At 70.8% G+C, this 22,716-nt stretch carries 23 protein-coding genes and 1 pseudogene; 16 read left to right on the forward strand and 8 right to left on the reverse strand.

Features of this window, described 5'->3' with window-relative positions:
* Window position 1 precedes the first annotated feature (1 nt).
* Genes OG329_RS18960 through OG329_RS18970 form a run of 3 tightly spaced genes read left to right on the forward strand, consistent with a single transcriptional unit; the run spans window position 2 to window position 4,587 of the window.
* Entirely contained in the window at window positions 2-1,399 is a 1,398-nt protein-coding gene (locus OG329_RS18960) for an FAD-binding oxidoreductase (RefSeq protein ID WP_405796601.1), read from the forward strand.
* Between the two features lie 60 nt (window positions 1,400-1,459).
* Window positions 1,460-2,959, forward strand: a complete 1,500-nt coding sequence (locus tag OG329_RS18965; RefSeq protein WP_405796603.1) for an FGGY family carbohydrate kinase — start codon at window positions 1,460-1,462, stop codon at window positions 2,957-2,959.
* Window positions 2,956-4,587: an FAD-dependent oxidoreductase gene (locus OG329_RS18970; RefSeq protein ID WP_405796604.1), complete on the forward strand. Its 1,632-nt coding sequence runs from the start codon at window positions 2,956-2,958 to the stop codon at window positions 4,585-4,587. The genes OG329_RS18965 and OG329_RS18970 overlap by 4 nt, the downstream gene beginning before the upstream one ends.
* Here the strand turns inward: OG329_RS18970 and OG329_RS18975 are convergent.
* The gene (locus tag OG329_RS18975) at window positions 4,506-6,575 is read right to left on the reverse strand and encodes a heavy metal translocating P-type ATPase (RefSeq protein ID WP_405796605.1); all 2,070 of its coding nucleotides are present in this window, start codon (window positions 6,573-6,575) and stop codon (window positions 4,506-4,508) included. The genes OG329_RS18970 and OG329_RS18975 overlap by 82 nt on opposite strands.
* A 95-nt stretch (window positions 6,576-6,670) precedes the next feature.
* On the opposite strand from OG329_RS18975, the gene OG329_RS18980 reads away from it, so the two are divergent.
* From OG329_RS18980 to OG329_RS18990, 3 genes are all read left to right on the forward strand, one after another.
* On the forward strand, window positions 6,671-7,069 hold the full coding sequence (locus tag OG329_RS18980; protein ID WP_405796607.1) for an ArsR/SmtB family transcription factor: 399 nt from the start codon (window positions 6,671-6,673) through the stop codon (window positions 7,067-7,069).
* Window positions 7,070-7,606: 537 nt separating this feature from the next.
* Window positions 7,607-7,885 (forward strand): hypothetical protein, encoded by a 279-nt coding sequence (locus OG329_RS18985; RefSeq protein WP_405796609.1) that lies wholly within the window; start codon window positions 7,607-7,609, stop codon window positions 7,883-7,885.
* Window positions 7,886-7,940: 55 nt separating this feature from the next.
* Window positions 7,941-8,675 carry a DUF1775 domain-containing protein gene (locus tag OG329_RS18990; protein ID WP_405796610.1) on the forward strand — a complete coding sequence of 245 codons (735 nt, stop codon included), beginning with the start codon at window positions 7,941-7,943 and terminating at the stop codon, window positions 8,673-8,675.
* A gap of 67 nt (window positions 8,676-8,742) precedes the next feature.
* Here OG329_RS18990 and OG329_RS18995 read toward each other — a convergent pair whose 3' ends face one another.
* The gene (locus OG329_RS18995; protein WP_405796612.1) at window positions 8,743-9,246 is read right to left on the reverse strand and encodes an RICIN domain-containing protein; all 504 of its coding nucleotides are present in this window, start codon (window positions 9,244-9,246) and stop codon (window positions 8,743-8,745) included.
* Window positions 9,247-9,484: 238 nt separating this feature from the next.
* Between OG329_RS18995 and OG329_RS19000 the strand changes: the two genes are divergently transcribed.
* Together OG329_RS19000 and OG329_RS19005 are read left to right on the forward strand one after the other, a co-directional pair.
* Window positions 9,485-12,514: an AfsR/SARP family transcriptional regulator gene (locus OG329_RS19000; RefSeq protein WP_405796613.1), complete on the forward strand. Its 3,030-nt coding sequence runs from the start codon at window positions 9,485-9,487 to the stop codon at window positions 12,512-12,514.
* Window positions 12,515-12,790: 276 nt separating this feature from the next.
* Complete coding sequence (locus OG329_RS19005) at window positions 12,791-13,183, forward strand: ester cyclase (protein ID WP_405796614.1); 393 nt, start codon at window positions 12,791-12,793, stop codon at window positions 13,181-13,183.
* A 61-nt stretch (window positions 13,184-13,244) separates the two neighbouring features.
* Here the strand turns inward: OG329_RS19005 and OG329_RS19010 are convergent, their stop codons facing one another.
* The 4 genes from OG329_RS19010 to OG329_RS19025 all read right to left on the reverse strand — a co-directional run bounded on the left by OG329_RS19010 (window position 13,245) and on the right by OG329_RS19025 (window position 18,054).
* Window positions 13,245-14,054, reverse strand: a complete 810-nt coding sequence (locus OG329_RS19010) for a methyltransferase domain-containing protein (RefSeq protein WP_405796615.1) — start codon at window positions 14,052-14,054, stop codon at window positions 13,245-13,247.
* Entirely contained in the window at window positions 14,051-15,286 is a 1,236-nt protein-coding gene (locus tag OG329_RS19015) for a hypothetical protein (RefSeq protein ID WP_405796616.1), read from the reverse strand. Before OG329_RS19015 ends, OG329_RS19010 begins: the two co-directional genes overlap by 4 nt.
* 171 nt (window positions 15,287-15,457) lie before the next feature.
* Entirely contained in the window at window positions 15,458-16,660 is a 1,203-nt protein-coding gene (locus tag OG329_RS19020) for an FAD-dependent monooxygenase (protein WP_405796618.1), read from the reverse strand.
* A complete protein-coding gene (locus OG329_RS19025) occupies window positions 16,657-18,054 on the reverse strand; it encodes an MFS transporter (RefSeq protein ID WP_405796620.1) in 1,398 nt (465 codons plus the stop codon). The genes OG329_RS19020 and OG329_RS19025 overlap by 4 nt, the downstream gene beginning before the upstream one ends.
* 107 nt (window positions 18,055-18,161) lie before the next feature.
* On the opposite strand from OG329_RS19025, the gene OG329_RS19030 reads away from it, so the two are divergent.
* The 5 genes from OG329_RS19030 to OG329_RS19050 all read left to right on the forward strand — a co-directional run bounded on the left by OG329_RS19030 (window position 18,162) and on the right by OG329_RS19050 (window position 21,261).
* On the forward strand, window positions 18,162-18,794 hold the full coding sequence (locus OG329_RS19030; RefSeq protein ID WP_405796621.1) for a TetR/AcrR family transcriptional regulator: 633 nt from the start codon (window positions 18,162-18,164) through the stop codon (window positions 18,792-18,794).
* 40 nt (window positions 18,795-18,834) lie between these two features.
* Window positions 18,835-19,212, forward strand: a complete 378-nt coding sequence (locus tag OG329_RS19035; protein WP_405796622.1) for a DUF2255 family protein — start codon at window positions 18,835-18,837, stop codon at window positions 19,210-19,212.
* A gap of 149 nt (window positions 19,213-19,361) precedes the next feature.
* The gene (locus OG329_RS19040; RefSeq protein ID WP_405796623.1) at window positions 19,362-19,961 is read left to right on the forward strand and encodes a TetR/AcrR family transcriptional regulator; all 600 of its coding nucleotides are present in this window, start codon (window positions 19,362-19,364) and stop codon (window positions 19,959-19,961) included.
* A gap of 168 nt (window positions 19,962-20,129) precedes the next feature.
* A complete protein-coding gene (locus tag OG329_RS19045) occupies window positions 20,130-20,864 on the forward strand; it encodes an SDR family NAD(P)-dependent oxidoreductase (protein ID WP_405796624.1) in 735 nt (244 codons plus the stop codon).
* A gap of 163 nt (window positions 20,865-21,027) precedes the next feature.
* A complete protein-coding gene (locus OG329_RS19050; protein ID WP_405796625.1) occupies window positions 21,028-21,261 on the forward strand; it encodes a winged helix-turn-helix domain-containing protein in 234 nt (77 codons plus the stop codon).
* A gap of 107 nt (window positions 21,262-21,368) precedes the next feature.
* Here OG329_RS19050 and OG329_RS19055 read toward each other — a convergent pair whose 3' ends face one another.
* On the reverse strand, window positions 21,369-21,935 hold the full coding sequence (locus tag OG329_RS19055; protein ID WP_405796627.1) for a GNAT family N-acetyltransferase: 567 nt from the start codon (window positions 21,933-21,935) through the stop codon (window positions 21,369-21,371).
* Entirely contained in the window at window positions 21,932-22,171 is a 240-nt protein-coding gene (locus tag OG329_RS19060) for a lasso peptide biosynthesis B2 protein (RefSeq protein ID WP_405796628.1), read from the reverse strand. Before OG329_RS19060 ends, OG329_RS19055 begins: the two co-directional genes overlap by 4 nt.
* On the opposite strand from OG329_RS19060, the pseudogene OG329_RS19065 reads away from it, so the two are divergent.
* The 3 genes and pseudogenes from OG329_RS19065 to OG329_RS19075 form a co-directional block, all read left to right on the forward strand.
* Window positions 22,148-22,315 (forward strand): annotated as a pseudogene (locus OG329_RS19065) (IS256 family transposase); the annotation flags it as partial. The gene OG329_RS19060 and the pseudogene OG329_RS19065 sit on opposite strands and share 24 nt — an antisense overlap.
* A 27-nt stretch (window positions 22,316-22,342) precedes the next feature.
* Window positions 22,343-22,555, forward strand: a complete 213-nt coding sequence (locus OG329_RS19070; RefSeq protein WP_405796629.1) for a hypothetical protein — start codon at window positions 22,343-22,345, stop codon at window positions 22,553-22,555.
* Window positions 22,552-22,686 carry a DUF397 domain-containing protein gene (locus tag OG329_RS19075; RefSeq protein WP_405796630.1) on the forward strand — a complete coding sequence of 45 codons (135 nt, stop codon included), beginning with the start codon at window positions 22,552-22,554 and terminating at the stop codon, window positions 22,684-22,686. The genes OG329_RS19070 and OG329_RS19075 overlap by 4 nt, the downstream gene beginning before the upstream one ends.
* Window positions 22,687-22,716 lie beyond the last annotated feature (30 nt).

Genomic DNA, 22,716 nt, shown 5'->3' on the forward strand with positions numbered 1-22,716 from the left:
CGTGTCTGACATCTCTACCGTTGTGGAACTGCTCACCGAGGCCCTGGGGCCCGACGCGGTCAGCACGGATCCGGCGGTCCTGGCGGCCACGAGCCACGACACCTGGCCGGTGTCCACCAAGTGGGACCTCCAGGACAAGCACCCGTACACCGCGCAGGTGGTCGTCAGGGCCCGCACCGAGCAGGAGGTCGTGGCCGTACTGCGCGCCGCGACCACCACGGGCACCCCGGTGACCACCCGCGCCCTGGGCTCGTCGGTGACCGGGCAGCCGCTGCCCACCCGTGGCGGCATCGTGCTGGACGTGTCCGGGCTGGTCGGGCCGCATGTCATCGACGAGATCGACATGACGGTGACGGCTCCCGCCGGCAACAACGGCGGCGAGCTGGAGGACGCGCTCAACGCGGCGGGCTGGACCACCCGTTTCTCCCCGCAGTCGCTGTACCGCTCCTCGGTCGGCGGCTGGCTCGCGACGCTCGCCACCGGCCAGTTCTCCTCCCGCTACGGCGGGATCGAGGACCTGGTCGTCGGCTACCGCGTGGTGCTGGCCACCGGAGAGGTCGCCGAGCTGAAGGCGTCCCCGAGGGCGGCCATGGGCCCGGACCTGCGCCAGTTGTTCCTCGGCTCCGAAGGCACGCTCGGCGTGATCACCCAGGTGACGTACAAGATCATCCCGATCCCGGCCGACCAGCGGTTGCAGGCGTTCCGGCTCCCCGACGTCGCCGCCGGTCTCGCCGTGATGCGCGAACAGGCCGCCGTGGGCCTGCGGCCGTTCCTGCTGCGGCTGTACGACACCGACGAGGCGCGCCACGCCATGGCCGACCCGACCGTCGGCCACCCGGTGCTGTTCGCCGGCACCGAGGGCGAACCGGCCGTCTCCGCCGCCGAGTCGCAGGTCCTCACCGACATCGCCACCGCGCACGGCGCCACGGTGCTCGGCCCGGAGCCGGCCGCCGCCTGGATGGGCCGGCGCTTCGACTTCTCCACCGTGGAGACGTACCTCAACACCCCCGGCGGATACGCCGAGACCGTCGAGGTCGCCCACACCTGGCGGCACATCGAGGGCCTGTACGACGCCATGAAGGCGGCCCTGGCCCCGCTCGCGGACGAGGTCCTGGCCCACTTCTCGCACGTCTACACCCAGGGCACGTCGATGTATCTGATCCTCCTCGGCCACGCGCAGGACGACGCCGCCGCCACCGAGCGGCTGGAGCGGATCTGGTCGACCGCCATGGCGGTCTGCCTCGACCACGGCGCGGAGCTGTCCCACCACCACGGCGGCGGACTGGCCCGCTCGCCGTACTCGCGCCGCTCGCTCGGCTCGGCCCACCTCGTCCTGCGCAAGCTCAAGCACGCGCTGGATCCCGACGCCGTCCTCAACCCCGGAAAGCTCGGCCTCTGACCGCCGGGCCCCCGGCCTCGTACACCACCCTTCTCCGTCTCTCGACTCTGGAGCTCAACGATGAGTAACCCATCCCGTCTCCTCGTCATCGACGAGGGCACCACCGGCACCCGTGCCCTGGTATTCGACGGCACCGGCACCATCCGCAGTCGTGCCTACAGCGAATTCACCCAGTACCACCCGGCGGCGGACCGGGTGGAGCACGACCCCGAGGAGATCTGGCAGCTCACCTCGGCCCGTATCACCGACGCGCTGCGCCGCGACGGCACCGAGCCGGCCGCGCTGTCCGCGATCGGCATCACCAACCAGCGCGCCACGACGGTGCTGTGGGACCGGAGCACCGGTGAGGCCGTCGCCCCGGCCATCGTCTGGCAGGACCTGCGCACCGCCGCGATGGCCGCCGACCTCGCGCCCGAGTGGGGCGCGGCCGTGCAGGCCCGCACCGGCTGGACGCTCGCGCCGGTCTACTCCTCACTGTCGCTGTGCTGGCTGCTGGAGAACGACCGGGACCTCGCACGGCGGGCCGAGGCCGGGGAACTGGCCTTCGGCACCATCGACTCCTGGCTCGTCCACCGGCTCACCGGCGGCAGGACACACGCCATCAGCGCCTCGAACGCCGCCGTCACCGGCGCGTACGACCTGCTCGCCGACCGCTGGTACGAGGAATGGCTCGGCGCCCTGGGGCTGCCGATGAGCCTGTTCCCCGACGTGGTCGACGACTCCGGGCTCATCGCGACGACCGACCCCTCGGTCACCGGCGCCGAGACACCCATCACCGCGGCCATCGCCGACCAGTCGGCCGCGCTGTTCGGGCAGGGCTGTGTCCGCCCCGGCGACGCCAAGACCACCCACGGCACCGGCACCTTCCTCGACGTGAACACCGGCACCGAACCCGTCATCTCCCGGCACGGGCTCAGCACTATCGTCGCCTGGCGCCGCGACGGCGTCACGACGTACGGGCTGGAGGGATACGCCCCGGTCACCGGCTCCGCCGTCCAGTGGCTGCGCGACGGTGCCGAACTGCTCACCGAGGCGGCCGAGACGCAGGAGTTGGCGCGCGGTGTCGAGGACAACAACGGCGTCTACTTCGTCCCCGCGCTGACCGGACTCGGCGCACCGTCCTGGGACTCCAGCGCCCGCGGCCTGCTCATCGGCCTCACCCCGGGCACCAAGCGCGGCCATCTCGCCCGCGCCGCGCTGGAGGGAATCGTCTACTCCATCAAGGACTTCATCGAGCTGATGTCGCAGGAGTCCGGGCAGGCCGTTACGACGATGCGGGCCGACGGGGGCGCCTCCGCCAACGACTTCCTGCTCCAGTTTCAGGCCGACATGCTCGGCGCGACCATCCACCGCCCGTCCAACGTCGAGGCGACGGCCTTCGGCGCCGCCTGTCTGGCCGGTCTGGGCGTCGGCGTCTGGTCCGACCCGCAGGACTGCTTCCGCGCGACCGGCGACGACGCCGTCTTCACCCCGTCGATGGACGAGGCGACCCGGGACGCCAACTACACACAGTGGCAGCGCGCCGTCGAGCGCGCGAAAGGATGGGCGGTACGGCCATGAGGCGCTTCACCGCATCCGATCTTCCGTACGAAGCCGACGTCCTCATCATCGGCGGAGGCATCACCGGCGCCTCCGCCGCGCGGGACGCGGCGCTGCGCGGGCTCTCGGTGGTCCTGGTCGACCGCGACGACTTCGCCTCGGGAACCTCCAGCCGGTCATCGAAGCTCATCCACGGGGGCCTGCGGTACTTGCAGACGTACCAGTTCAGGATGGTCAACGAATCGGTCCGCGAGCGTGAGGTGATGATGCGGATCGCCCCGCACCTGGCCGACCTGCGACCGTTCCTGTATCTGGTCTACGACGGGTACCCCGAAGGCCGGGCCCTGCTCAATCTGGGCCTCACCTTCTACGACGCGTTCTCCCGCGCCCCGCTGAAGCGGCGGCACCGCATGCTGAACCGCGAGGCCGTACTGCGCCGGGAACCGCACCTGAACCCGCACGGGCTCAAGGGCGGCGGCCTCTACCACGACGCGCTCACCGACGATGCCCGGCTGGTCCTGGACGTGCTGCGGTCGGCGTCCCGGGCGGGGGCGCTGCTGGCCAACCACCGCGAGGTCACCGGCCTGATCCGCGAACGCGGCCGTATCGCGGGCGCGGAGCTGACCGACCGGCTGACCGGCGAGCACCTGACGGTGCGCGCCAAGACCGTCGTCAACGCGGCGGGCCCGTGGGTCGATCGCGTACTGGGACTGGAGCGGATGCCGCGACACCCCACCCTGCGGCCCACCAAGGGCGTGCACATCGTGCTGCGTACCGAGGACTTCCCGCTGTCCACCGCCGTGTTCCTGCGCTCCCCCTCGGACTCGCGCGTGGTGTGGCCCACCCCGGCGGGCGACGGCCGGCATGTCTATGTCGGCACCACCGACACCGACTTCACCGGCTCGCCGGACGATGTGGTGGCGGACGAGGCGGACTTCGCGTACCTCCTGGAGGCCGCCAACCACACCCTGCCCGACGCGCATGTCGACACCAGCCACATCGTCGCCTCGTGGGCCGGGCTGCGCCCGCTGATCGCTCCCGCTCCGGGCACGTCCAACTCGGCCGCGTCGCGCGAGCACACCGTCACGGCGGGGCCCGGCGGCATGATCACCGCCGCCGGCGGCAAGCTGACCACCGCCCGGCTCATGGGCGCGCAGATCGTCGACCTGGTCGCCGCACAACTGCGCGACCAGTACGGAATCCGCGGCCTGCCCCCGTCCACCACCGGCCGCGTGGCGATCTCCGGCGGCGCCTCCGGCGAGATCTTCCGCGCCCGGCAGGACCTGGCCTCGGCACCCGTCACCCCGCAGACCAGGGAACGCTGGCTGCGCCGTTACGGCGGCAACGCGGCCGAACTGGCGTGGGCGGCGGCCCGGAACGAGGAGGACGGCGCCAGGATCGGCGACTCCGTACTCACCCGCGCCGAGATCGGGCACGCCGTGCACCGCGAGATGGCGATGACGGTGGCGGACGTCCTCGTCCGCCGGACCGGCTCGTTCTTCTGGTCCGGCGACGGGGATACGGCGGTGATCGACCATGTGTCGGACGCACTCGACGCCGCGCACGGCTATACGGGGGAGCAGCGGACGGCACAGCAGGCGGAGTACACGCGCTGGGTGGAACGGAACCGGGGGAAGCGGGTCACCTGACGCTCCGGGGGGGTGGTGGCTCGGTCCCGGGCGGCGCGGTTCCAGGCCGCGTCGCGCAGGAGCCGTAGGCCGTTGAGGCCGACGATGACGGTGGAGCCTTCGTGGCCCAGTACGCCCAGGGGCAGCGGGAGATGGCCGGCCAGGTCCCAGATGACGAGGCCGGAGATGAAGACTGCGGCGATGACCAGGTTCTGTGTCACCAGACGGCGGGCGGCGCGGGAGAGGTTGACGGCGGTGGGGATGGTGGCGAGTTCGTCGCGGACGACTACCGCGTCGGCGGTTTCCAGGGCGAGGTCGGAGCCGGCGCGGCCCATGGCGATGCCGGTGTGGGCGGCGGCGAGGGCGGGGGCGTCGTTGACGCCGTCACCGACCACCAGCACCTTGCGGCCGGCCGTCTCCCATTCCCGTACGGCCGCGACCTTGTCCTGTGGGAGCAGGCCCGCGCGTACGTCGGTGATGCCGGCCTCCTCGGCGAGGTGTGCGGCGGCGCGCGGGTTGTCGCCGGTCAGGAGTGTCGGCGTGGCGCCGGTCAGGGTGGTCAGGGCCGCCACGGTGGCGGCGGCGTCCGGGCGCAGGCGGTCGGCGATGCCCAGCACGCCGACGGGAACACCGTCGCGCAGGACCAGGACCGCCGTACGTCCGCCGTCCTCCAACTCCGCGACGGCCGAAGGGGCGTTGTCCGTGCCGTCGAGCAGTTGGGCGGGGGCGCCCACCGCGATCCTGCCGCCGTCGACGGTGGCGGTGACGCCGATGCCCGGGGCGGAGGTGAAGTCCCGTACGTCGGCGATGACCAGGTCCCGCTCACGGGCGGCGGCCACGACGGCGCGGGCCAGCGGGTGTTCGCTGGGGTGCTCGGCCGCGGCGGCGAGCGCGAGCAGGGTGTTTTCGTCCAGGCCGCCGGCGGCCAGGGGGCTGATGTCGGTGACCCGGGGCGTGCCCTCGGTCAGGGTGCCGGTCTTGTCCAGGGCGACCGCGTCGATCTGCCCCAACCGCTCCATCACGACGGCGGACTTGACCAGCACGCCGTGGCGCCCGGCGTTGGCGATCGCGGACAGCAGGGGCGGCATCGTGGCCAGCACCACCGCGCACGGCGACGCGACGATCATGAACGTCATCGCCCGCAGCAGCGAGTCCGTCAACTCCCCGCCGAAGCCCAGCGGGATCAGGAAGACCGCGAGCGTGGCGAAGACCATGCCAAGGCTGTAGCGCTGTTCGACCTTCTCGATGAACAACTGGGTCGGGGCCTTGGTCTCGGAGGCTTCCTCGACCATGGCCACGATCCGGGCGATCACCGAGTCGGAGGCGTCCCGCTCGGCCTTCACCCGCAGGACCCCTGTGCCGTTCAGGGTGCCGGCGAAGACCTCGTCGCCAGGCTCCTTCACCACCGGCAGCGGCTCGCCGGTGATCGTCGCCTGATCGACCTCACTCGCTCCCTCCAGGACCCGCCCGTCCGCGCCGACGCGCTCGCCGGGGCGGATGAGGATCGTGTCGCCGACGACGAGTTGAGCGGTGGCCACCGTCTCCTCGGACTCGCCGTCGTCGGACAGGCGGGTGGCCGTCGTGGGCGCGAGGTCGAGCAGGCCGCGGACCGCGTCCTGGGTACGGGCGGTGGCCAGCGCCTCCAGGGCGCCGGAGGTGGCGAAGATGACGATCAGCAGCGCACCGTCCATCACCTGCCCGATCGAGACCGCGCCGATCGCGGCGACAATCATCAGCAGATCCACGTCCAGGGTCTTCTCGCGTAGCGCCCTGAGCCCGGCCCAGGCCGGTTCCCAGCCGCCCGTGACGTAGACGACCGCGTACAACGGACCCCACAACCACGCCGGGGCGCCCATCAGTTGGAGCGGAAGGGCGAGCAGGAAGAGTACGAGTGCGGCCCCGGCCCAGCGCGCCTCGGCGAGCGCGAGCACCGGCGTACGGCGCCGGGGGGCGACAGTCCTCCGGTTGTCGGCGGGCGGGGCCGGGCGCCGGAGCGTGGTCGAGGGCATGACGGAGGAACCCTTCACGGGGGGGGGACGACGGCGCATCCACCGTACAGGAATATATGAACAGGCTTTCATGTGTCGCCGTTAGGATGGGCGGTATGGGCCATGGAATGGGCGACAAGAACGGCGACAAGAACTCCGCCACCACCCGCGAACGCCTCGACGCGGTAGGCACCGCGGACGTCGCCGCGACCCTCCAGGCACTCGCCACCCCCTCCCGGCTGCGGATCCTGGCCCGGCTCCAGGAAGGCCCGTGCGCGGTCGGCGACCTCGCCGACGCGGTCGGCATGGAAGCCTCCGCCTGCTCACACCAACTGCGCCTGCTGCGCAATCTGGGCCTGGTCACCGGCGAACGCGAAGGCCGCTCGATCGTCTACGCCCTCTACGACCACCACGTCGCCGAACTCCTCGACCAGGCCCTCTTCCACATCGAGCATCTGCGCCTCGGTCTGCACGACACCCCCGCCGAGGAAGCGAAGCCGAACGCGCCCCGGTGACACGACGGCAGGGACACAACGGCCGGTGGTGTCCTGGTGCGCATGCGCACATGCGCGCATGCGCGCATGACTCGCTCGTGGACATAGCGGAACTCAGGCCGGTGGCCGGCCGCCATGCCCGATGATGGGGCGGCCATGTGGTGGATACGCACGTCCCGCCCTGCGCACCGAGACGGAGCGGAATCGGTCGACGGTGCGCCGGCGACGGCTGTTCGCGCGCTGGTGTTCGCCGCGACGAGTACGGGGCTCGCCGTCACCGGCCACCACCTGGCGTCCGGACGCGAGTTGGCCTGGCCGGCGGTATGGGGCGCGTGCGCCCTGCTGTTCCTCCTCGCCCTTCCCCTCGCACGCGGACCGCGGCCACGGTCCCTATGCGCGGTGGTGGCCGCCACGGCAATCGCACAGGGTGCCCTGCACCTGTGGCTGGCCCGTGCCGTAACGGACCTGAAGTCAACTGCGGTCGCCCATACGGCGGTTGGTCACGGCTCCGCGCGGGGCGGCCACGAGGGGTGGCACTCGGGCCACCACGGTGCGGCGATGACGGCAGCGCATATCGCGGCGGCTCTGCTGGTGGCCTGGACGATGCAGCGTGCGGACGCCGCGTGCTCGGCGGTGGGCGAGCGCCTGCGCGGCGCGCTGGGCGGCGCGCTCGCCGGGCTGCTCGTCCGGCTCGTCCCGGCCGGGGCGCGGGTTCCGGTGCCCCGGATCCTGCGGCCCGTCGGTGAACGGGCGCAGGAGCCTCCCCGTAACTCCCCTGTCCTGGCACACGCGATGACGCGCCGAGGCCCGCCGGCGGGGCCCGCTCCCGCCATCTGACCTCGGGGCGCGCTTCGGCGTGCCCGTACACCCTTCACCGTCATGGGAGTTACCCGTGTTCCTCAATTCAGGATCGCGCGCCGTGCGCCTGTCCGGTCTCACCGTCCTCGTCCTGGCCGCGTCCGTCGCCCTCGCCGCTCCGGCGTCGGCGCACGTCGAGGTCGAAGCGGCGGGCGCCAGTGCCCTCGCCGAGAACGTCACCCTGAACTTCAGCGCCGAGACGGAGTCCGACAAGGCGGGAATCACCGAGCTGGAGGTCATTCTTCCCGAGGGCATAGCCCCCGCCGACGTCTCGTACGAGAACGGCCCCAAGGGCTGGAAGTTCGCCGCCACCGACCGGGGTTACACCGTGGGCGGCCCGGCGATCGCGACCGGCGAGGACGCCGCGTACGCCGTCACCGTCCGGCAGCTTCCGGAAGCCGAGTCCCTGGCGTTCAAGACGCTCCAGACCTACAGCGACGACCGCGTCGACCGCTGGATCGAGCTGGGCGAGCACGCGGACGGCGGGCACGGCAACAGCGCACCCGTACTGGAGCTGGAGCCCGCCGAGCCCGGCGCCGAGCTCGTCAGTCCCAGCCCCAGCCCCAGCCCCAGTTCCAGCCCGACCGCCGAGACGACCACGGCGGCACCCTCCACCCCGGCGGCCGGCGACGAGGGGGAGAAGGAGGAGAAGAAGAACGAGGACGACGGCTCGAGCACCGGCCTGATCGTCGCTCTCGTGGTCGTGGTGGTCGCCCTGGCCGCGGGCGGCTTCTGGTGGTTCAGGCGCCGGGGTACGAGCGCGTCCTGACCGGCCGTGGATCCTGGCGGACCCGGTGTGCCGGGTCCGCCAGGGGATGCTCACCGGGTCAGCCGGTTCACACCTTGTCGAACACCCAGCGGGACGCCGTCCCGGCGCTGGGCTGGAAGACGGCGTGGGCGCCGACGCTTCCGTTCGCGTCCAGGTACTCGCGGCTCCAGTTGTGCTTGATCTGCTTCGGACTGCCGGACGTGGTCGTCCACTTCTGGTACCCGCCGTTGTTGCAACGGAAGGTGTAGACGTCCGCGCCGTTTCCATCCAGGCAGTGGCCTGATCCCGGGTTCTTGAAGAAGCCGCCGCTGATCTGCCACACCTGCTTGGCGCTGCGGTCACACTTGCCGAGGGTGACGTTTCCCTTGTCGTCCACGATGTTCACCACCTGTAGGCAGGAGTTGCGGCTGTTGCCGTTGATCACCTGGTAGTTCACCGCCTGAGGCGCCCGCGCCGCCTCAGCCGTCTCGACCGCCTGCGCCGAGGTTCCGGCGCCGACCAGCAGCGTCGAGCCGAACGCCATCGCCGCGCCCGCACCGGCGAGTCGAACGAGCTTTCCCTTGAGTTCCATGACTGATCCCCTCGATTGAATGACGGATCGCCCCCTGTCCGCCGCCGCGCGGATGCCTTCGGCAACCGGCTTGCGGGGATCGGTGAGGACGACGATCACCGTCTCGCGTCCCGTCCCCACGGCATCCCTGCGGCGTCCCCCCGCGTCATCACCACGTCACCATCGGCCGTCGGGCGGACATTCCCGTAAACGCTATGCTCAGGTTCAATTACTTTCAGTGAGGGGGAAGTTCAGGGGGATGGACTTTCGCGTACTCGGCGCGCTCGAGGTCTGGGCAGGCTGTCAGCGGGTGCTGCTGCCAGGAGCGCGCCGCCAGCGGGTGTTGGCCACGTTGCTGCTGGCACCGAACTCGGTGGTGCCGCTGTCCAAGCTCGCCGAGATGACCTGGGACGACGAGCCACCCGCCACCGCCGTCAAGCAGTTGCGGAACTCCGTCTCCGTACTGCGGGAACGCTTGGGCGATGCCGACCAGCGGCTCATCCTCACCGAGGGACCCGGCTACCGGATCCGCGTCGACGCGGACCGGCTCGACTCCCTCCGGTTCGCCGCCGCAGTCACCGAAAGCCGCCGCCACGCCGCCGAGGGCGGGCTGGATAAGGCAGTTGGGGTGATCCGGCCGGCACTGAGCCTGTGGCGTGGGCCCACACTCGACGGGCTGGGCACCGCCGCGTTGAGCAGATCCGCCGCACGGCTGGACGAGCAGCGGCTCGGCGCGCTGGAGCTGTGTGCCAGGTGGCGGCTGGAACTCGGCGAGCACCACGAGGTCGTCGACGATCTCGCGGATCTCGTGCACGACCATCCGCTGCGCGAAGGGCTGCACGCGCATCTGATGGCGGCGCTGGACCACTGCGGCCGGCGCGCGGACGCGCTGTACGTGTTCCACCGCCTCAGAACCCGCCTCGCCAAAGAACTCGGAGTCGACCCCGGAGCCGGTGTACGGCAACTGCACGAGCGGATCCTGCGCGGTGAACCCGGGCCCCGCCCGGCCGACCGCGCCCAGGCCAACCCTGCCCAGGCCGTCGACGCCCGCCCGGCCGCCCTCGCCCAGGCCGTCGGCGCCCTGCCCGCCCCGAGGTCGTCCCGGGCCGTCGCGTCACCTCGGGCCGTCGCGCCGCCCCGGGACGTTGCGCCGCCCCAGGCCGTCGCGTCACCCCCGGCCGTAGCCTCACCGGTGCCCCGGCAACTGCCGCAGACCATCCGCGACTTCACCGGCCGCACCGGCCACCTGGCCGCGCTCGACGCCCTGTTGCCGCCGGACGACGGACGGGCCGTGGTGATCTCCGCACTCGACGGATCGGGCGGAGTGGGCAAGACGACGCTCGCGGTGCACTGGGCCCACCGCGTCCAGGACCGGTTCCCGGACGGCACACTCCACACCAACCTGCGCGGATACGGTCCCGGCAGGCCCGCGAGCCCGGACGAGGTGCTGGACGACTTCCTGGTCGCGCTCGGCGTACCCCCGGCGGCGGTGCCCGCCGGGACCGGCGCCCGCTCGGGACTGTTCCGCACGCTGGCGGCGGGGCGTCGCCTGCTGATCGTGCTGGACAACGCCAACAGCGCCGAGCAGGTCCGGCCGCTGCTGCCGGGAGCACCCGGGTGCATGGTGCTGGTGACCAGCCGCGACAGCCTGACCGGCCTGGTGGTCACCGAGGCCGCGCACCGGCTCACCCTCGACGTGCTCTCCCTCGCCGAGGCGTTCAACCTGGTCGTCGGCATCATCGGCGCCACCCGGGTCCAGGCGGAACCGGCCGCGGTGGAAGATCTCATCCGGCTGTGCGCGCGACTGCCGCTGGCGCTGCGGATCGCCGCCGGGCGCGTGGCCGCGTACGCGCACGTCCGCGTCGCCGACATCGTCGCCGAGCTGGCCGACGACGACTCCAGACTCGACGCACTGAGCTGGGGCCAGGACCCGTACGCCGCGGTCCGCAACGTACTCGACTGGTCCTACGAGCAACTGACCACGCCGCAGGCGCACCTGTTCCGGCGCCTCGGCCTGCACCCCGGTCCGAACATCTCGACACCCGCCGCGGCGGCCCTCGCGCACCTGCCACCACGCGAGACACGGCAGTTGCTCAACGCGCTGGCCGACGCGCACCTCATCGAACCGTTCGCGCGCGACCGATACCGCTTCCACGACCTGCTGCGCGCCTACGCGGACGACTTGGCCCGTCAACACGACACCGAGGACGAGCGCCGCCGCTCCCTCGACGCGGTGCTCACGTGGTACAGCCACACCGCTCACACCGCCGACCGCCGGCTCTACCCCACCTGCACGCGCCTGGTGGCGAACCCCGCCGAGCCCGCCCATCCCCACCCCGTGGCCGACCGTGACGCGGCCTGGGCATGGTTCACCGCCGAACGGGCCAACCTGGTCGCCGCCCTGCACCACGCCGTCGACCGCGCCATGGACCGGTACGCGCTGCACCTCGTCGACGCTCTCGGCTTCCTCGTGCTCATGGGCGGCTGGGAGGAACGCATCGAAACCGCCACCGCGGGCCTGCACGCGGCGCGGCGGTCCGGCCGGACCGAGCACGAGGCGAACGTCCTGCTTGCCCGCGGAGAGGCACTGGCGCACCTGCGACATCCCGACGCGGAGCCGGACCTCACCGCCGCCTCCACACTCGCCCGGGGCGCCGGCAACATCCACATCCAGATCGCCGCCCGCACCGAACTCGGCCAACTGCTGCGCCGGCAGACCCGGTTCGCCGAAGCACTGCACCACTTCGACGAGGTGTGCGTCCTCAGCCGGGGATTCGACACCGGACGGTGGGAAGCGGTGGCGGAAGGCAACATCGCCCAACTCCACGCCGATCTCGGCAACCACCGGCAGGCCATCGATCACGGCACCCGCAGCGCGTGGCTGCGCCACCAACTCGGCGACACGGACGGCGAGGCATGCGCGCTCGCGGCCATCGCCAGGGGTCTTCAGGGCCTGGGCGACCACGACCCGGCGATCGTTCACTGCCGGCGCGCGATCGCACTCGGCCGCGCGTCCCTCGGCAGCCACGACGAGACACTTGCCTGGCCCCTCGCCGTACTCGCCACCTCGCTGAACCACCTGGGACGCGTGACCGAGGCCGTCGCCTGCTGGCAGGAAGCCGCCGCGATCTACACCGACCGGGGACTGGCCGCCGACGCCGCCGCGATGCACCTCCACATCCGACGGGCGGACCGTCCGCTCACCGAGCCACGTCCCGCCGCCGACACCGCCGCCGACACCGACGGCATCGCGGAGCGGAGTCTTAGTACCTGTTTCCCGACCCCCTGAGTGTCCGCCCGGTGGATGCAGCCGTGACTGTCAGACGCTGATGGCATGGTCGAACAATGTCTGGAAACGGCGAGGCAAGACGGCTGCACGACTTGACGGAGCTTCACCGTGTCCTCTCGCCGGTCCTTGACCGCGGCGACGCACATCTATTCTGTACCGATCGGAATGAAATAGTCGGACCGTGTGTTCTGACCGAACGAGCCGCCGACCAGGAGCGGGCCTCACGAGACGCAGCCGGGCGCGGGCCCGGCTCAGGACCACAGAATGGGAAGACCGATGTCCGAGACCAGCCTGCGTGACTTCTACGGGCGCTACATCGAGGCGCTCAACGCACACGAGTTCGACCGCATGGACGAGTTCGTCCACGAGTCCATCGTCATGCACAGCGAGCCCAGCTCCCGCGAGGCCCTCGTCGCCCAGCTACACAGCATCACCGACGCGGTCCCCGACTTCCACTGGGAGACCCAGGAGCTGGCCGTCAACGGTGACAGCCTCGCCGCCCGTCTCATCAACACCGGTACCCCCGCCAAGGAGTGGCTCGGGGCAGCCCCGACCGGCAAGTCGGTCGAGATCGTCGAGTACGCCATCTACCGCATCCGTGACGGCAAGTTCCTGCACATGTCGGCCATTCACGACGCGGAAGCCCTCCAGAAGCAGCTCGCGGGCTGACCGGGGGGATCTGGTCCCGGCGACGCGGCGGACACTCCTGGGCCCTGCCCAGGAGGCAAAGCTACCCAAATCCGAGGGTCCGTTCCTGGCGGCCGGTGACGGTGAACGCGACGGAGTAGGTGAGGGTTTCCGCACTGTCCAGATGGTCGAGGCAGATCCGGACGGCGTCGTCCGCCGCCTCGGGCGAGCCGAGTGCGCGGGCGATGGCGGGCCGGGCGATGTCGAGTTTCAGGTGCCACTGTTCGCGTTCGGCCGGATTCACCGCTCCGGCGATCAAGTGGTACGGATCGACCCGCACGGTCAGGCCGGTGAGGCCCGCCTCGCGGGCCAGCCGGTACAGCCCGCGACCGGTGTGCGGGTCGAACCCGGTCGTACGCAGGGCATCCACCACCGGATCGAGGACCGCGCGCAGCTCGGGACCGACCGGGTCGTGCCACACGAGCTGGCCGTCGAGATCGAAGAGTACGACCGTGCCGCCCGGCTTGGTGACACGGGCCATCTCCGCGACGGCCCGGTCCCGTTCGGCGACGTACTGGAGCATCAGCCGGGAGTAGACGACGTCGAACGTGCCGTCGTCGAAGGGGAGTTGGCGGGCGTCGCCGCAGCGCCGTACGAGGACGGCACCGTCCGCGCCCGCGGAACCGGCGGCCAGCCGGCCGGGGCTGCCGTCGAAGGCGACGACCCGCGCGCGGGGCCACGACCGGTACACCGCCTGCGCGATGTGGCCGGGCCCCGCGCCCACGTCGAGGACGTCGGGCGTGCCCTGCGGCATCACGGGGGCCAGGTACTCCCGTACCCACGCGTCGGCGTCGACCTTGGCGGTCAGCCGGTCGGCCTCGCGGCTGTCCTCCATCAGATACGGAACACTCATGCGGTCCTCCTCGGGTGCTCGACCCGCCCGCGCAGGCGCCGCGCGTAGAGGTCGTCGATGTGCCGGTAGAAATCGGGGTACGCCTCGGCGAGCCAGATCGCCTGGGTGTACGGCCGGACGGATCGCGCGCCGGCCGCGACAAGCCGGTCGAGCGGCAGGGCACTCGCGACGGGCAGGCAGCCGGGCTCGAACCCCTCGTAGGCGGGGCACGCGGCGGCCAGCAGTGTGTCCGTCAACCGCCGCGTCTCCTCCACGTCGAGATCGGGTGCCACCAGCAGGTCGCACCGGTTCTCCAGGAAGGAGAAGTTGAAGCCCAGCGGTCCCCGGTAGGCCAGTACGGCCGCCCGCATCCGGCCGGAGGCGTCGTACGCGACCCAGATCCTGCGGTAGCGGCGCAGGCCCACCAGCCGGTAGAGCCGGTCGACGTCGTCCAGCCTCAGATCGTCCCGGTCCAGGCCCTCGGCGTGGACGTACACCTCACCTCGGCAGCGGCCCGCGAGGTCGGCCAGCTCCCGACACGCCCCGCCGTCCAGCTCGACCACGCGTGCCTGCCGCCCGCCGCCGCCGTACGAACCGCCGTACGAACCGCCGTGCAAGCCACCGTGCGAACCGCCACCTAATCCGCTCTGCGAACCGCCGAGTTGACGGGCGAGGGGCAGCGGGACCATCACATAGTCGCCCGGCACCACCGCGGCCCGGCCAGGGGGAATGCTTCGCACCATGCCGCCGAAGGCGAGGGCCGCGAATCGGTTGCCGGGGCTGAACCAGTTCTGCTGGGCCGCGTCCCGCTTCTCGGCCATCCGGACCGCCACGGCCCCCAGCATGACCGCGCGGGCACCCACCAACGTGCCGTGGCTGACCAGGTGTTGGGTCTGCCAGCCCGCGTGGGTGGAACGCCAGGACGTCATCGACGCCCAGCCGCCCTTCGGGTCCTCGAACGTCACCACGCAGTGCAGCAGTTCGCCGGCCTGGCGGGCCCGCTGCCAGTTGTCGAGGATCACCGGCCAGTACGGGTCGAGCCGTGCCCGCTTGGCCGGATAGAGGAAACGCGTGCTCTCGTACCGGTCGAAAAGATCCTCGGGGGACCATGCGTTGATCCGGCATCCGAAATCTGACCAGTCGCCCGCCAGGCCCGCCAGGCCCGCCTGCCTGGACGAATTCGCGGGCGCGGGCGCGGGTGCGGGTGCGGGCGCGGGCGCGAGGGTGCGCTCCGCGACCGATGTGGGATCCATATCGTGCTACTCAGTCCACTTCAGAGAGTTCTTGATCATCCGGTCTTGATCATCCGCGTGGGTAACGGACTCTCCGGGCAGAGGTAACGGCCGTACCGCCCAAGATCCTTTGGAGAGATTCCTGGTACCGCCGGCATCCAACAGCCCATGCGCGTGCGGCGATCGGCCAGGTCAGCCGCGTACGGGCAGGGTGAGGGCCGAATGGGCCGGGCGCCCCTCAGCGGCGGCGGGCAGCGCGCCGAGATCGCGCAGCATGGCGTCGCGCCGCTCCAGGGCGAGGGCGGTGGTGGGGAAGAGGGTGGCGTCGCCCTCGCCGACCAGGTCCTGGTTCAGGGTCACGAACTCGCGGGTGTCGCGTTCGTAGGCGGCGAAGCCCGTGGCGTGGTCCTGGTCGGCCGGTCCGGCCAGCGAAGCGGCGAGCATGTACGCGCCGACCAGGGCGAGGCCGGTGCCCTGGCCTGTGAGGAACGAGGGCGCGTACGCGGCGTCGCCCACCAGCGCGACCCGGCCGCCGGACCAGCGCGGCATGCGGATCTGGCTGACCGCGTCGAAGAACAGGTCGTCCGCGTCGCGCAGGGCGGCGAGCATGCCCGGGACCTCCCATCCCGCGTCGGCGAAGACCTCGGCGACCAGGTCCCGTTGGGCTTGTGGGTTCCGGAACGCGTCGTACGGCGGCTGCGGGTGGGCGAAGTTGAGGAAGGCGTGCACGTCGCCGCCGTCCCCCACGGCGTACAGCGCGGCGGCCCTGCCCGGGGTGTTCCACATCGTCATCTCGTGGGAGAGCCCGAAGGTGTTACGCATGGTGAATCCGGCGAAGCAGTAGCCCAGATACCGGTGGAACCGCTCCTCGGGGCCGAACAGCAGCTCGCGGGTACGTGAGTGCAGACCGTCCGCGCCGAACACCAAGTCGAACGTACGCCTGCCGCCCCCGCGGAAGGTGATGTCGACGCCGTGGCCGCACTGGTCGAGGGTGTCGATGGAGTCGTCGAACAGGAACTCCACGTCGTCACGGACCGCCGCGTGGAGCGCGTCGGTCAGTTCCCCGCGCGGCACCTCCAGGTCCTGTCCCGCGATACCGCCGGTGAGGGTGTGCGGGTCGACCGAGGCCACCTCGCCGCCGTCCTTGTCGAGGAAGGTCAGCCGGCGCAGGTCGATGTGCGCGTCGCGCAGCCGCGGCAGGATTCCCATCCTCCGGACGACCTCGAGTGCCGTGCCGCGTACGTCGATCGGGTAGCCACCGCTGCGCGGTGCCCCCGCCTTCTCGACCACCGTGACCGCGAATCCGTACCGGTTCAGCCAGAACGCGAGCGCGGGCCCGGCGATGCTCGCCCCGGATATCAGGACCTTGCGCCTCGGCTGATCGGTGCGGGTCATTCCTTGACTCCTTTGGTCATGGTGCGGGTGACAAGCAGGGACAGCGCCGTGACGGCGCCGGCTATGACGAAGCCGGTGACGAAGGCCGATTCGGCCGGGACATCGGAGCCGGCAGGGGTCCCGGCGGTGAGGATCCCGCCACTGAGCTGCACCCCCACGGCGAAGCCGATCACGCGGGTCACCAGGACCAGACTGGTGGCGATGCCGGTGTCACCCCGGTCGACGGAGGTGGCGGTGCTGGTCACCATCGCCGTGACACACAGGCCGTTGGCGAGCGCCACCAGCATCTTGCCGACGACGAGATGCCAGACCTCGGTGTGTACGGCCGCCAGGGCGATCAGGCCGGCGGCCATGATGACGATCCCGGCGGTGACCACGGCACGCGAGCCGTAACGCCGCGCCCCGATCCCGCTGATGGGCCCGGCCAGCGACGCGGCCACGGCGCCGGGCAGCAGGAAGAAGCCGATCTCGGTGGCGCCGGCCCCGAACCCGTAGTCGTCGGCGGACACCGCGAACATCTGCGGGACGAGATGGACCGGCACGGCCGTACCGACGCAGATCGCGAACGTCAGCACACACGACTTCCACACCGCGGGCCGGGCCAGCAGGCGCAGATCGACCATCGGCGCGAGGGCACGACGCTCGACGGCCACCCATCCACCCACGAAGGCGGCCAACAGCAGGACGAGGGCGACGGCCACGAGTGGCCGCGAGACCAGCTCGGGTGCCAGCGCGAGTACGAGCATGAGCGTGACCAGCGTCCCGCTCAGCAGAACGAGGCCCGGCCAGTCGACCCTCGCGTCGTCCGACCGGCCGGGCGGATCGTGCGGCATCAGCCTGCTCACGAGCACGGTGGCGCCGATGACCGCGAACGTCGGCAGCGCGAACATCCAGTGCCGGGACAGCCCTTCCGCCACGGGCCCGGCCGACAGCGTCCCCGCCATCCCGCCCCCGACGAACAGTCCGCTGACCACCCCGATGGCCACCTTCGACTCCCTTGCGGGGAGGTGTTCTCGTACGAGGATGAACGACAGGGGCAGCGCGCCCACCATCGCCCCTTGCAGTATCTGGCCGAACAGCAGCACGGGCAGGTTCGGCGCCAGCGCGGAGACCAGACCGCCGGCCGAGACCACCGCCATCAGCCGGATCAGGACCCGTTTCCCGCCGTAGCGGTCGCCGAACTTGCCCGCGACCGGCGTGATGAGCGCGCCCGTGATGAGCAGCACGATGCTGAGTAACGCCCCTTCGGAGGGGTTCATGTCGAGTTCGCGTTGCAGGAGCGGGAGGGTCGGCGTCACCACCGACTCCAACGCACCGGTGGCGACTGCCAGCAGGCCGAGAGCGCCGACAGCCCCCTTCCCGACGCGGACCGGGGAAACGGGTGTTGCGGTCATGGACGTCCTCTCTTTCCGTCATTGCCGGGCGGGGTACGGACACACGCGCGCCGCGACACCCTGAAATTACACTACACCGTGCAGTGTAGAACGGTTAAGATGGGCCCATGCCGACCACGAAGACACTGCGCGAGGGGTCCACGCCCAAGCGGGCCGCCATCCTCTCGGCGGCCCGGGAACTGTTCCTCGCCGACGGCTTCGACCGGTCCAGCGTCGACGCGGTCGCCGCGCGGGCCGAGGTCTCGAAGCGGACGGTCTACGACTACTTCGGCGACAAGCAGACGCTGCTGCGGGCAGTCGTGGACGCCGTCGGCGAATCGATGATCACCACGATCCGGCGCACCATCGACGACACCCTCACCGACCTCACCGAGGAGGCCGAACTCGAGGACGCGCTGGTCACGTTCTCGATGCGCATCGCGACCGACATGCTCGGCTCGACGGAGTACGCGACGCTGCAACGACTGGTCCGAGCGGAGTCCGGCCACCTGCCGCACCGGGGCTACAACTCCATGGCCGACACCCCGGACGAGGCACTGGCCGAACAGTTCGCCGCCTTCGGCGCGGCCGGGCTGCTCCACGTACCCGATCCCCGGCTCGCGGCCGACCAGTTCATCGCGCTGACGTTCGGCGTCGCGCTGGACAGGCTCGGTTCCGCGAACGCCGTGGAGGACAGCCGCGTCCGGCCACTGGTCGTGGAGGGAGTACGGACCTTCCTCCGGGCGTACCGCACCACGTAGGTGCCTGGCACCGGGGCCCGGCGGCGAAAGGGGTGACGGTGTGACCCCGGTGGTAGCGGGTCGAGGACGTGAGGAGCGGAACCTGTCACACCCGACCGAGGGACCGCGGGACACGGGCAGCGGCGTACGGCCGTGGACGGCCGGCGAGCTGCGCGGGATCGATGCCGCGTACACGATCGTCCTCACCGCGGACGTCGGCGACGGGCGGCCACCGCGTCCGGGCGTGGAGATCGGTGTCGTGGTCGTGGACGGCGAGGTGTTCGTATGCGCCTACCAGGGTCCGGTGTCCCATTTGTTCAGGGCCACCCAGGAACTGCACCGGGGCGTCATCCGCGTGGACGGGGCCGACCGGCCGGTCGCCTTCGACGTCCCCGTACCGCAGGACGCGCGGCTGACGCGGGCGATCGACGACGCGTAACGCGCACAAGTACGGCGCCGTCGGCACGATGAACGACGGGATGCGGGAGGCCACCGTCCCTATCGCACCGCTGGAGGGCGGGCCATAACGGGTCCGTCCGGGGCGGACCCGTTATGGCCCGTACAGTCCAGAACTAATACGATGAGGACATGGCCCGGCCCCGTAAATTCGACGAAGATCGTGTTCTTCTCGCTGTCCGCGACGAGTTCTGGGACAAGGGCTACGCGGCGACGTCCCTGGAGGACCTGCTGCGCGTCAGCGGGCTCGGCAAGGGCAGCCTGTACGGCGCGTTCGGAGACAAGCACAACCTGTTCCTGCGGGTGCTGCGCGACTACGACAACGCGAATCTGCTCATGCTGCGCGAGCGCCTGGAGTCGGCGACGCGAGGGATCGACCTGGTGCGCGAATTCGTGCTCAGCCCGGCCGCCGACCCCAACGGGGCAGTTGCGCGTCGAGGGTGCCTGCTCGCCAACAGCAACGCCGAACTCGCCACCAGCACTCCGGAAGTGGCCGCCGAGGCCCGTCGCAGCTACGACGCGATCACCGCCATCCTCACCGAGGCGCTGGAGCGGGCCCGGCGCGAAGGCGACCTCGCCCCCGGTGCGGACCCCGCCGAGACGGCCCGCACGGTTCTCGTCGCCCAGCTCGGCCTCATCGCCCTCGGGCGGACAGGCATGGACATCGACACCCTCACCGCGGCGGCCCGGTCCGCTCTGGCGCGACTCCTGCCCGCCCCCGCGCCGCAGTAGCAGCCACCCGTCGGCCGAACGGAAACCGCTGTAGGCCCCTACGGGCCCAGTCCCGTCAGGTGCACCTTCAATCTGCGGAGCAGCCCCTCCCGAGCCTGTTCTTGACTGCTCGGTCCATATCGAGGATGATTATTGACCCAACGGTCCATAACTCTCGAGGAGGGCGGCATGGCCGTCTTGGCAGGCAAGATCGCTGTGATCACCGGTGGCAGTACCGGTATTGGTTTCGCAACGGCACGCGCGTTTCGTGATGAAGGCGCCCAGGTCTTCATCACCGGTCGCCGCAAAGACGCACTGGACGCCGCGGTCGCCGAACTCGGCAGCGGCGTGACCGGCGTGGTGTGCGATGTCTCCGTACCCGCAGAGCTCGACGCGCTTTACCAGGCCGTGCGCGAACAGGCCAGTGGTATCGACGTGTTGGTCGCGAATGCCGGCATCGGCATCGCAGCTCCGCTCGGCGAGGTGACGGAGGAGGTGATCGACTCCGTGTTCGCCACCAACGTCAAGGGAACGATCTTCACTTTCCAGCAGGCGCTGCCGCATCTGAATGCCGGTGCTTCGGTAATCCTGACCGGCTCGACCGCCGCCACGCGGCCCGACCCCGGGCTTGAGGTCTACGCGGCGTCGAAGGCCGCGGTGCGCAGTCTTGCCCGCGGCTGGGCCCTCAGCTCGCGCGCACGCGGCTTTCGGGTCAACGTCGTATCGCCGGGCGGTACGCGCACCCCGGGTCTGCTGGAGCTGATCCCGGCCGAAGTGCTCAAGCAGGCCGAGGAGGGCATCCCTCTGGGCCGCCTCGCCGAGCCCAGGGAGATCGCCGCGGTGACGACGTTCCTCGCCTCGGACGCGGCTAGTTTCGTCAACGGTGCGGAGTTCTTCGCCGACGGTGGATACGCGCAGACGTAAGTGCCCCAGCAGGCGCCTGGCCACTCGGGAAGGCACGCCCTTCGCGTGCGCCCTCCCGCTCGGGCACACGCGCACGTCAGGTCGTCCGGGCGCGCGAGCCAACGGCCCGAGCCCGAGGTGTGTGCGCGGCGAGTGAGCGCGACACACTCCGTACGCGCCGTACATGCGGGTGCTGGACGCGCTCACCGCCGATATCAAGGCGGGGAGGATCGGTCCGGGCGAGCGCATCCCGTCAGAGTCCGAGTTGTGCGAGCGGCACAAGGTGGCGCGGGAGACCGCACGTCGAGCGGTTCGGGTTCTGCGCGAGCGGGGCATCGTGCGAACGGAGTGGGGCAGAGGAACGTTCGTTGTCGGTCTTGCCGAGCGAGCCGGCGAGGACGAGCACCAGGACGACTAGGGCGTGTTGCGAAAGTACACGTCGCGGGTTCCCTGACGGTGTAAGGATGAGACAGCGGAGCCCCGCCCGCAGATCGGTGAACGGGGCGCCCATCAGCGTCTTCTAGGTCAGGTGCCGAGAGTGGCGGCCACGGCAGACGGGCCGGGGAAGTCCGCGGGCAACGCGTCCATCAGTAGTTCGTCAACGGGCTGCCCAAGCCAGTAGCCGGACTGCCGCAGCCGGCCGGACGGGCGGAAGCCTGCCTTCTCGTAGGCAGCGATTCCGGCCCGGTTGGGCTCCAGCACCTTCAGCCACACCATGCGCAGATGGGCGAGGTGGAATGCCCAGTCCAGGGTCAGTCGCGCCGCTTCGGCGGCGTACCCCTTGCCGCGCGCTTCCGGGGCGAGCACGATCACGAACTCGGCAGTACGGACATAGGTGTTGACTTCAAGGATCGTCATCCCCACCGCTGCGGTGTCTTCCAAGCGCACCACCTCGAACTGCTGGAAGCGCTCGTTGCCCCTCTGACGCTCGTATCCGGCGGCGCGAACCTCCCAGGACTGCGCCCACTGGTTGCCGTACCCGAGGATGGTTCGGGGGTCGTTCTCCCACTTGTGGTACTCAGGCAGCATGTCGTGCCGGGGCATCCCCAGGGCGAGCGTTTCGCCTGACAGAAGGATGTGCGGGTCAGTCACGGTCGTACTCCTCTTCCGGCCTTTGCCGGGCCGGGTCCGTCTGGTGTGTAGGTCGGGGTGTAGAGCGCGGTGTCCGCCGGTTCCTCGACGGGCTCCCCTTCCGGATCGGCAATCCAGGCGTGCAGCCGTACCGGGTCGACGGCCACGCCATGCCGCCATTCGGCGCGGCGTCGGGCGCCCGCCAGCAAGAGAGAGGCTGCCGTCGAGTCCACTTTCCCGCCGAGCACAGGATTCACTTGCGGACCACGAACCCGATCGAGTCGACGTTCTCCACCGTCAAGCTCCGCACCAAGGTCACCCGCGGCGCGGGTAGCCCGGCGGCCGCGCTCGCGATGGTGTTCAAGCTCGTTGAGTCCGCCCAGGCGCGATGGCGCGCGATCACCGGAGCTTCCTGAGGAGCAAGCCGCATGAACCTTCACGACATCCCGCAGAATCCGGACGAGCACGTCCGCTTCGCGGCCTACCTCGACAAGCTGCGGCAGGTCGCCGACGCGAACGAGGTCGATCTGGTCAGCCGCGTGCTCACCGATCCGGACCAGACGATGGCCCAGTCCGCCGTGCTGAGGCACCTGGACCGTCGAGCCGCCGACCTCTACCCCAACCTCGCCTACGAGGGGTGACCAGCGCACGCACTCTGCCAGTTGAGTGGCAGAAGAGTAGTTACAGCACGAACGGCGGAAACTGCATCGAGTACAGCACGTCACTGCTGGAGGTTGGGGCCGTGCCGGTTCGTGACTCGAAGGACGTGTGAGCGCGACTCGGTGGCGTTCGGCGCGGAGAT

Source organism: Streptomyces sp. NBC_01506 (genome assembly GCF_045040295.1).
In the GTDB taxonomy this organism is placed as follows: domain Bacteria; phylum Actinomycetota; class Actinomycetes; order Streptomycetales; family Streptomycetaceae; genus Streptomyces.

Coding starts and splice junctions, on each gene's coding strand:
- OG329_RS18985 (WP_405796609.1), top strand. CDS start 7,607: ATGACGGCAGCGCATATCGCGGCGGCTCTGCTGGTGGCCTGGACGATG.
- OG329_RS19040 (WP_405796623.1), top strand. CDS start 19,362: ATGGCCCGGCCCCGTAAATTCGACGAAGATCGTGTTCTTCTCGCTGTC.
- OG329_RS19045 (WP_405796624.1), top strand. CDS start 20,130: ATGGCCGTCTTGGCAGGCAAGATCGCTGTGATCACCGGTGGCAGTACC.
- OG329_RS19015 (WP_405796616.1), bottom strand. CDS start 15,286: ATGGATCCCACATCGGTCGCGGAGCGCACCCTCGCGCCCGCGCCCGCA.
- OG329_RS19000 (WP_405796613.1), top strand. CDS start 9,485: ATGGACTTTCGCGTACTCGGCGCGCTCGAGGTCTGGGCAGGCTGTCAG.
- OG329_RS18980 (WP_405796607.1), top strand. CDS start 6,671: ATGGGCCATGGAATGGGCGACAAGAACGGCGACAAGAACTCCGCCACC.
- OG329_RS18995 (WP_405796612.1), bottom strand. CDS start 9,246: ATGGAACTCAAGGGAAAGCTCGTTCGACTCGCCGGTGCGGGCGCGGCG.
- OG329_RS18970 (WP_405796604.1), top strand. CDS start 2,956: ATGAGGCGCTTCACCGCATCCGATCTTCCGTACGAAGCCGACGTCCTC.
- OG329_RS19010 (WP_405796615.1), bottom strand. CDS start 14,054: ATGAGTGTTCCGTATCTGATGGAGGACAGCCGCGAGGCCGACCGGCTG.
- OG329_RS19020 (WP_405796618.1), bottom strand. CDS start 16,660: ATGACCCGCACCGATCAGCCGAGGCGCAAGGTCCTGATATCCGGGGCG.
- OG329_RS19030 (WP_405796621.1), top strand. CDS start 18,162: ATGCCGACCACGAAGACACTGCGCGAGGGGTCCACGCCCAAGCGGGCC.
- OG329_RS18965 (WP_405796603.1), top strand. CDS start 1,460: ATGAGTAACCCATCCCGTCTCCTCGTCATCGACGAGGGCACCACCGGC.
- OG329_RS19050 (WP_405796625.1), top strand. CDS start 21,028: ATGCGGGTGCTGGACGCGCTCACCGCCGATATCAAGGCGGGGAGGATC.
- OG329_RS18975 (WP_405796605.1), bottom strand. CDS start 6,575: ATGCCCTCGACCACGCTCCGGCGCCCGGCCCCGCCCGCCGACAACCGG.
- OG329_RS19005 (WP_405796614.1), top strand. CDS start 12,791: ATGTCCGAGACCAGCCTGCGTGACTTCTACGGGCGCTACATCGAGGCG.
- OG329_RS19070 (WP_405796629.1), top strand. CDS start 22,343: ATGAACCTTCACGACATCCCGCAGAATCCGGACGAGCACGTCCGCTTC.
- OG329_RS19025 (WP_405796620.1), bottom strand. CDS start 18,054: ATGACCGCAACACCCGTTTCCCCGGTCCGCGTCGGGAAGGGGGCTGTC.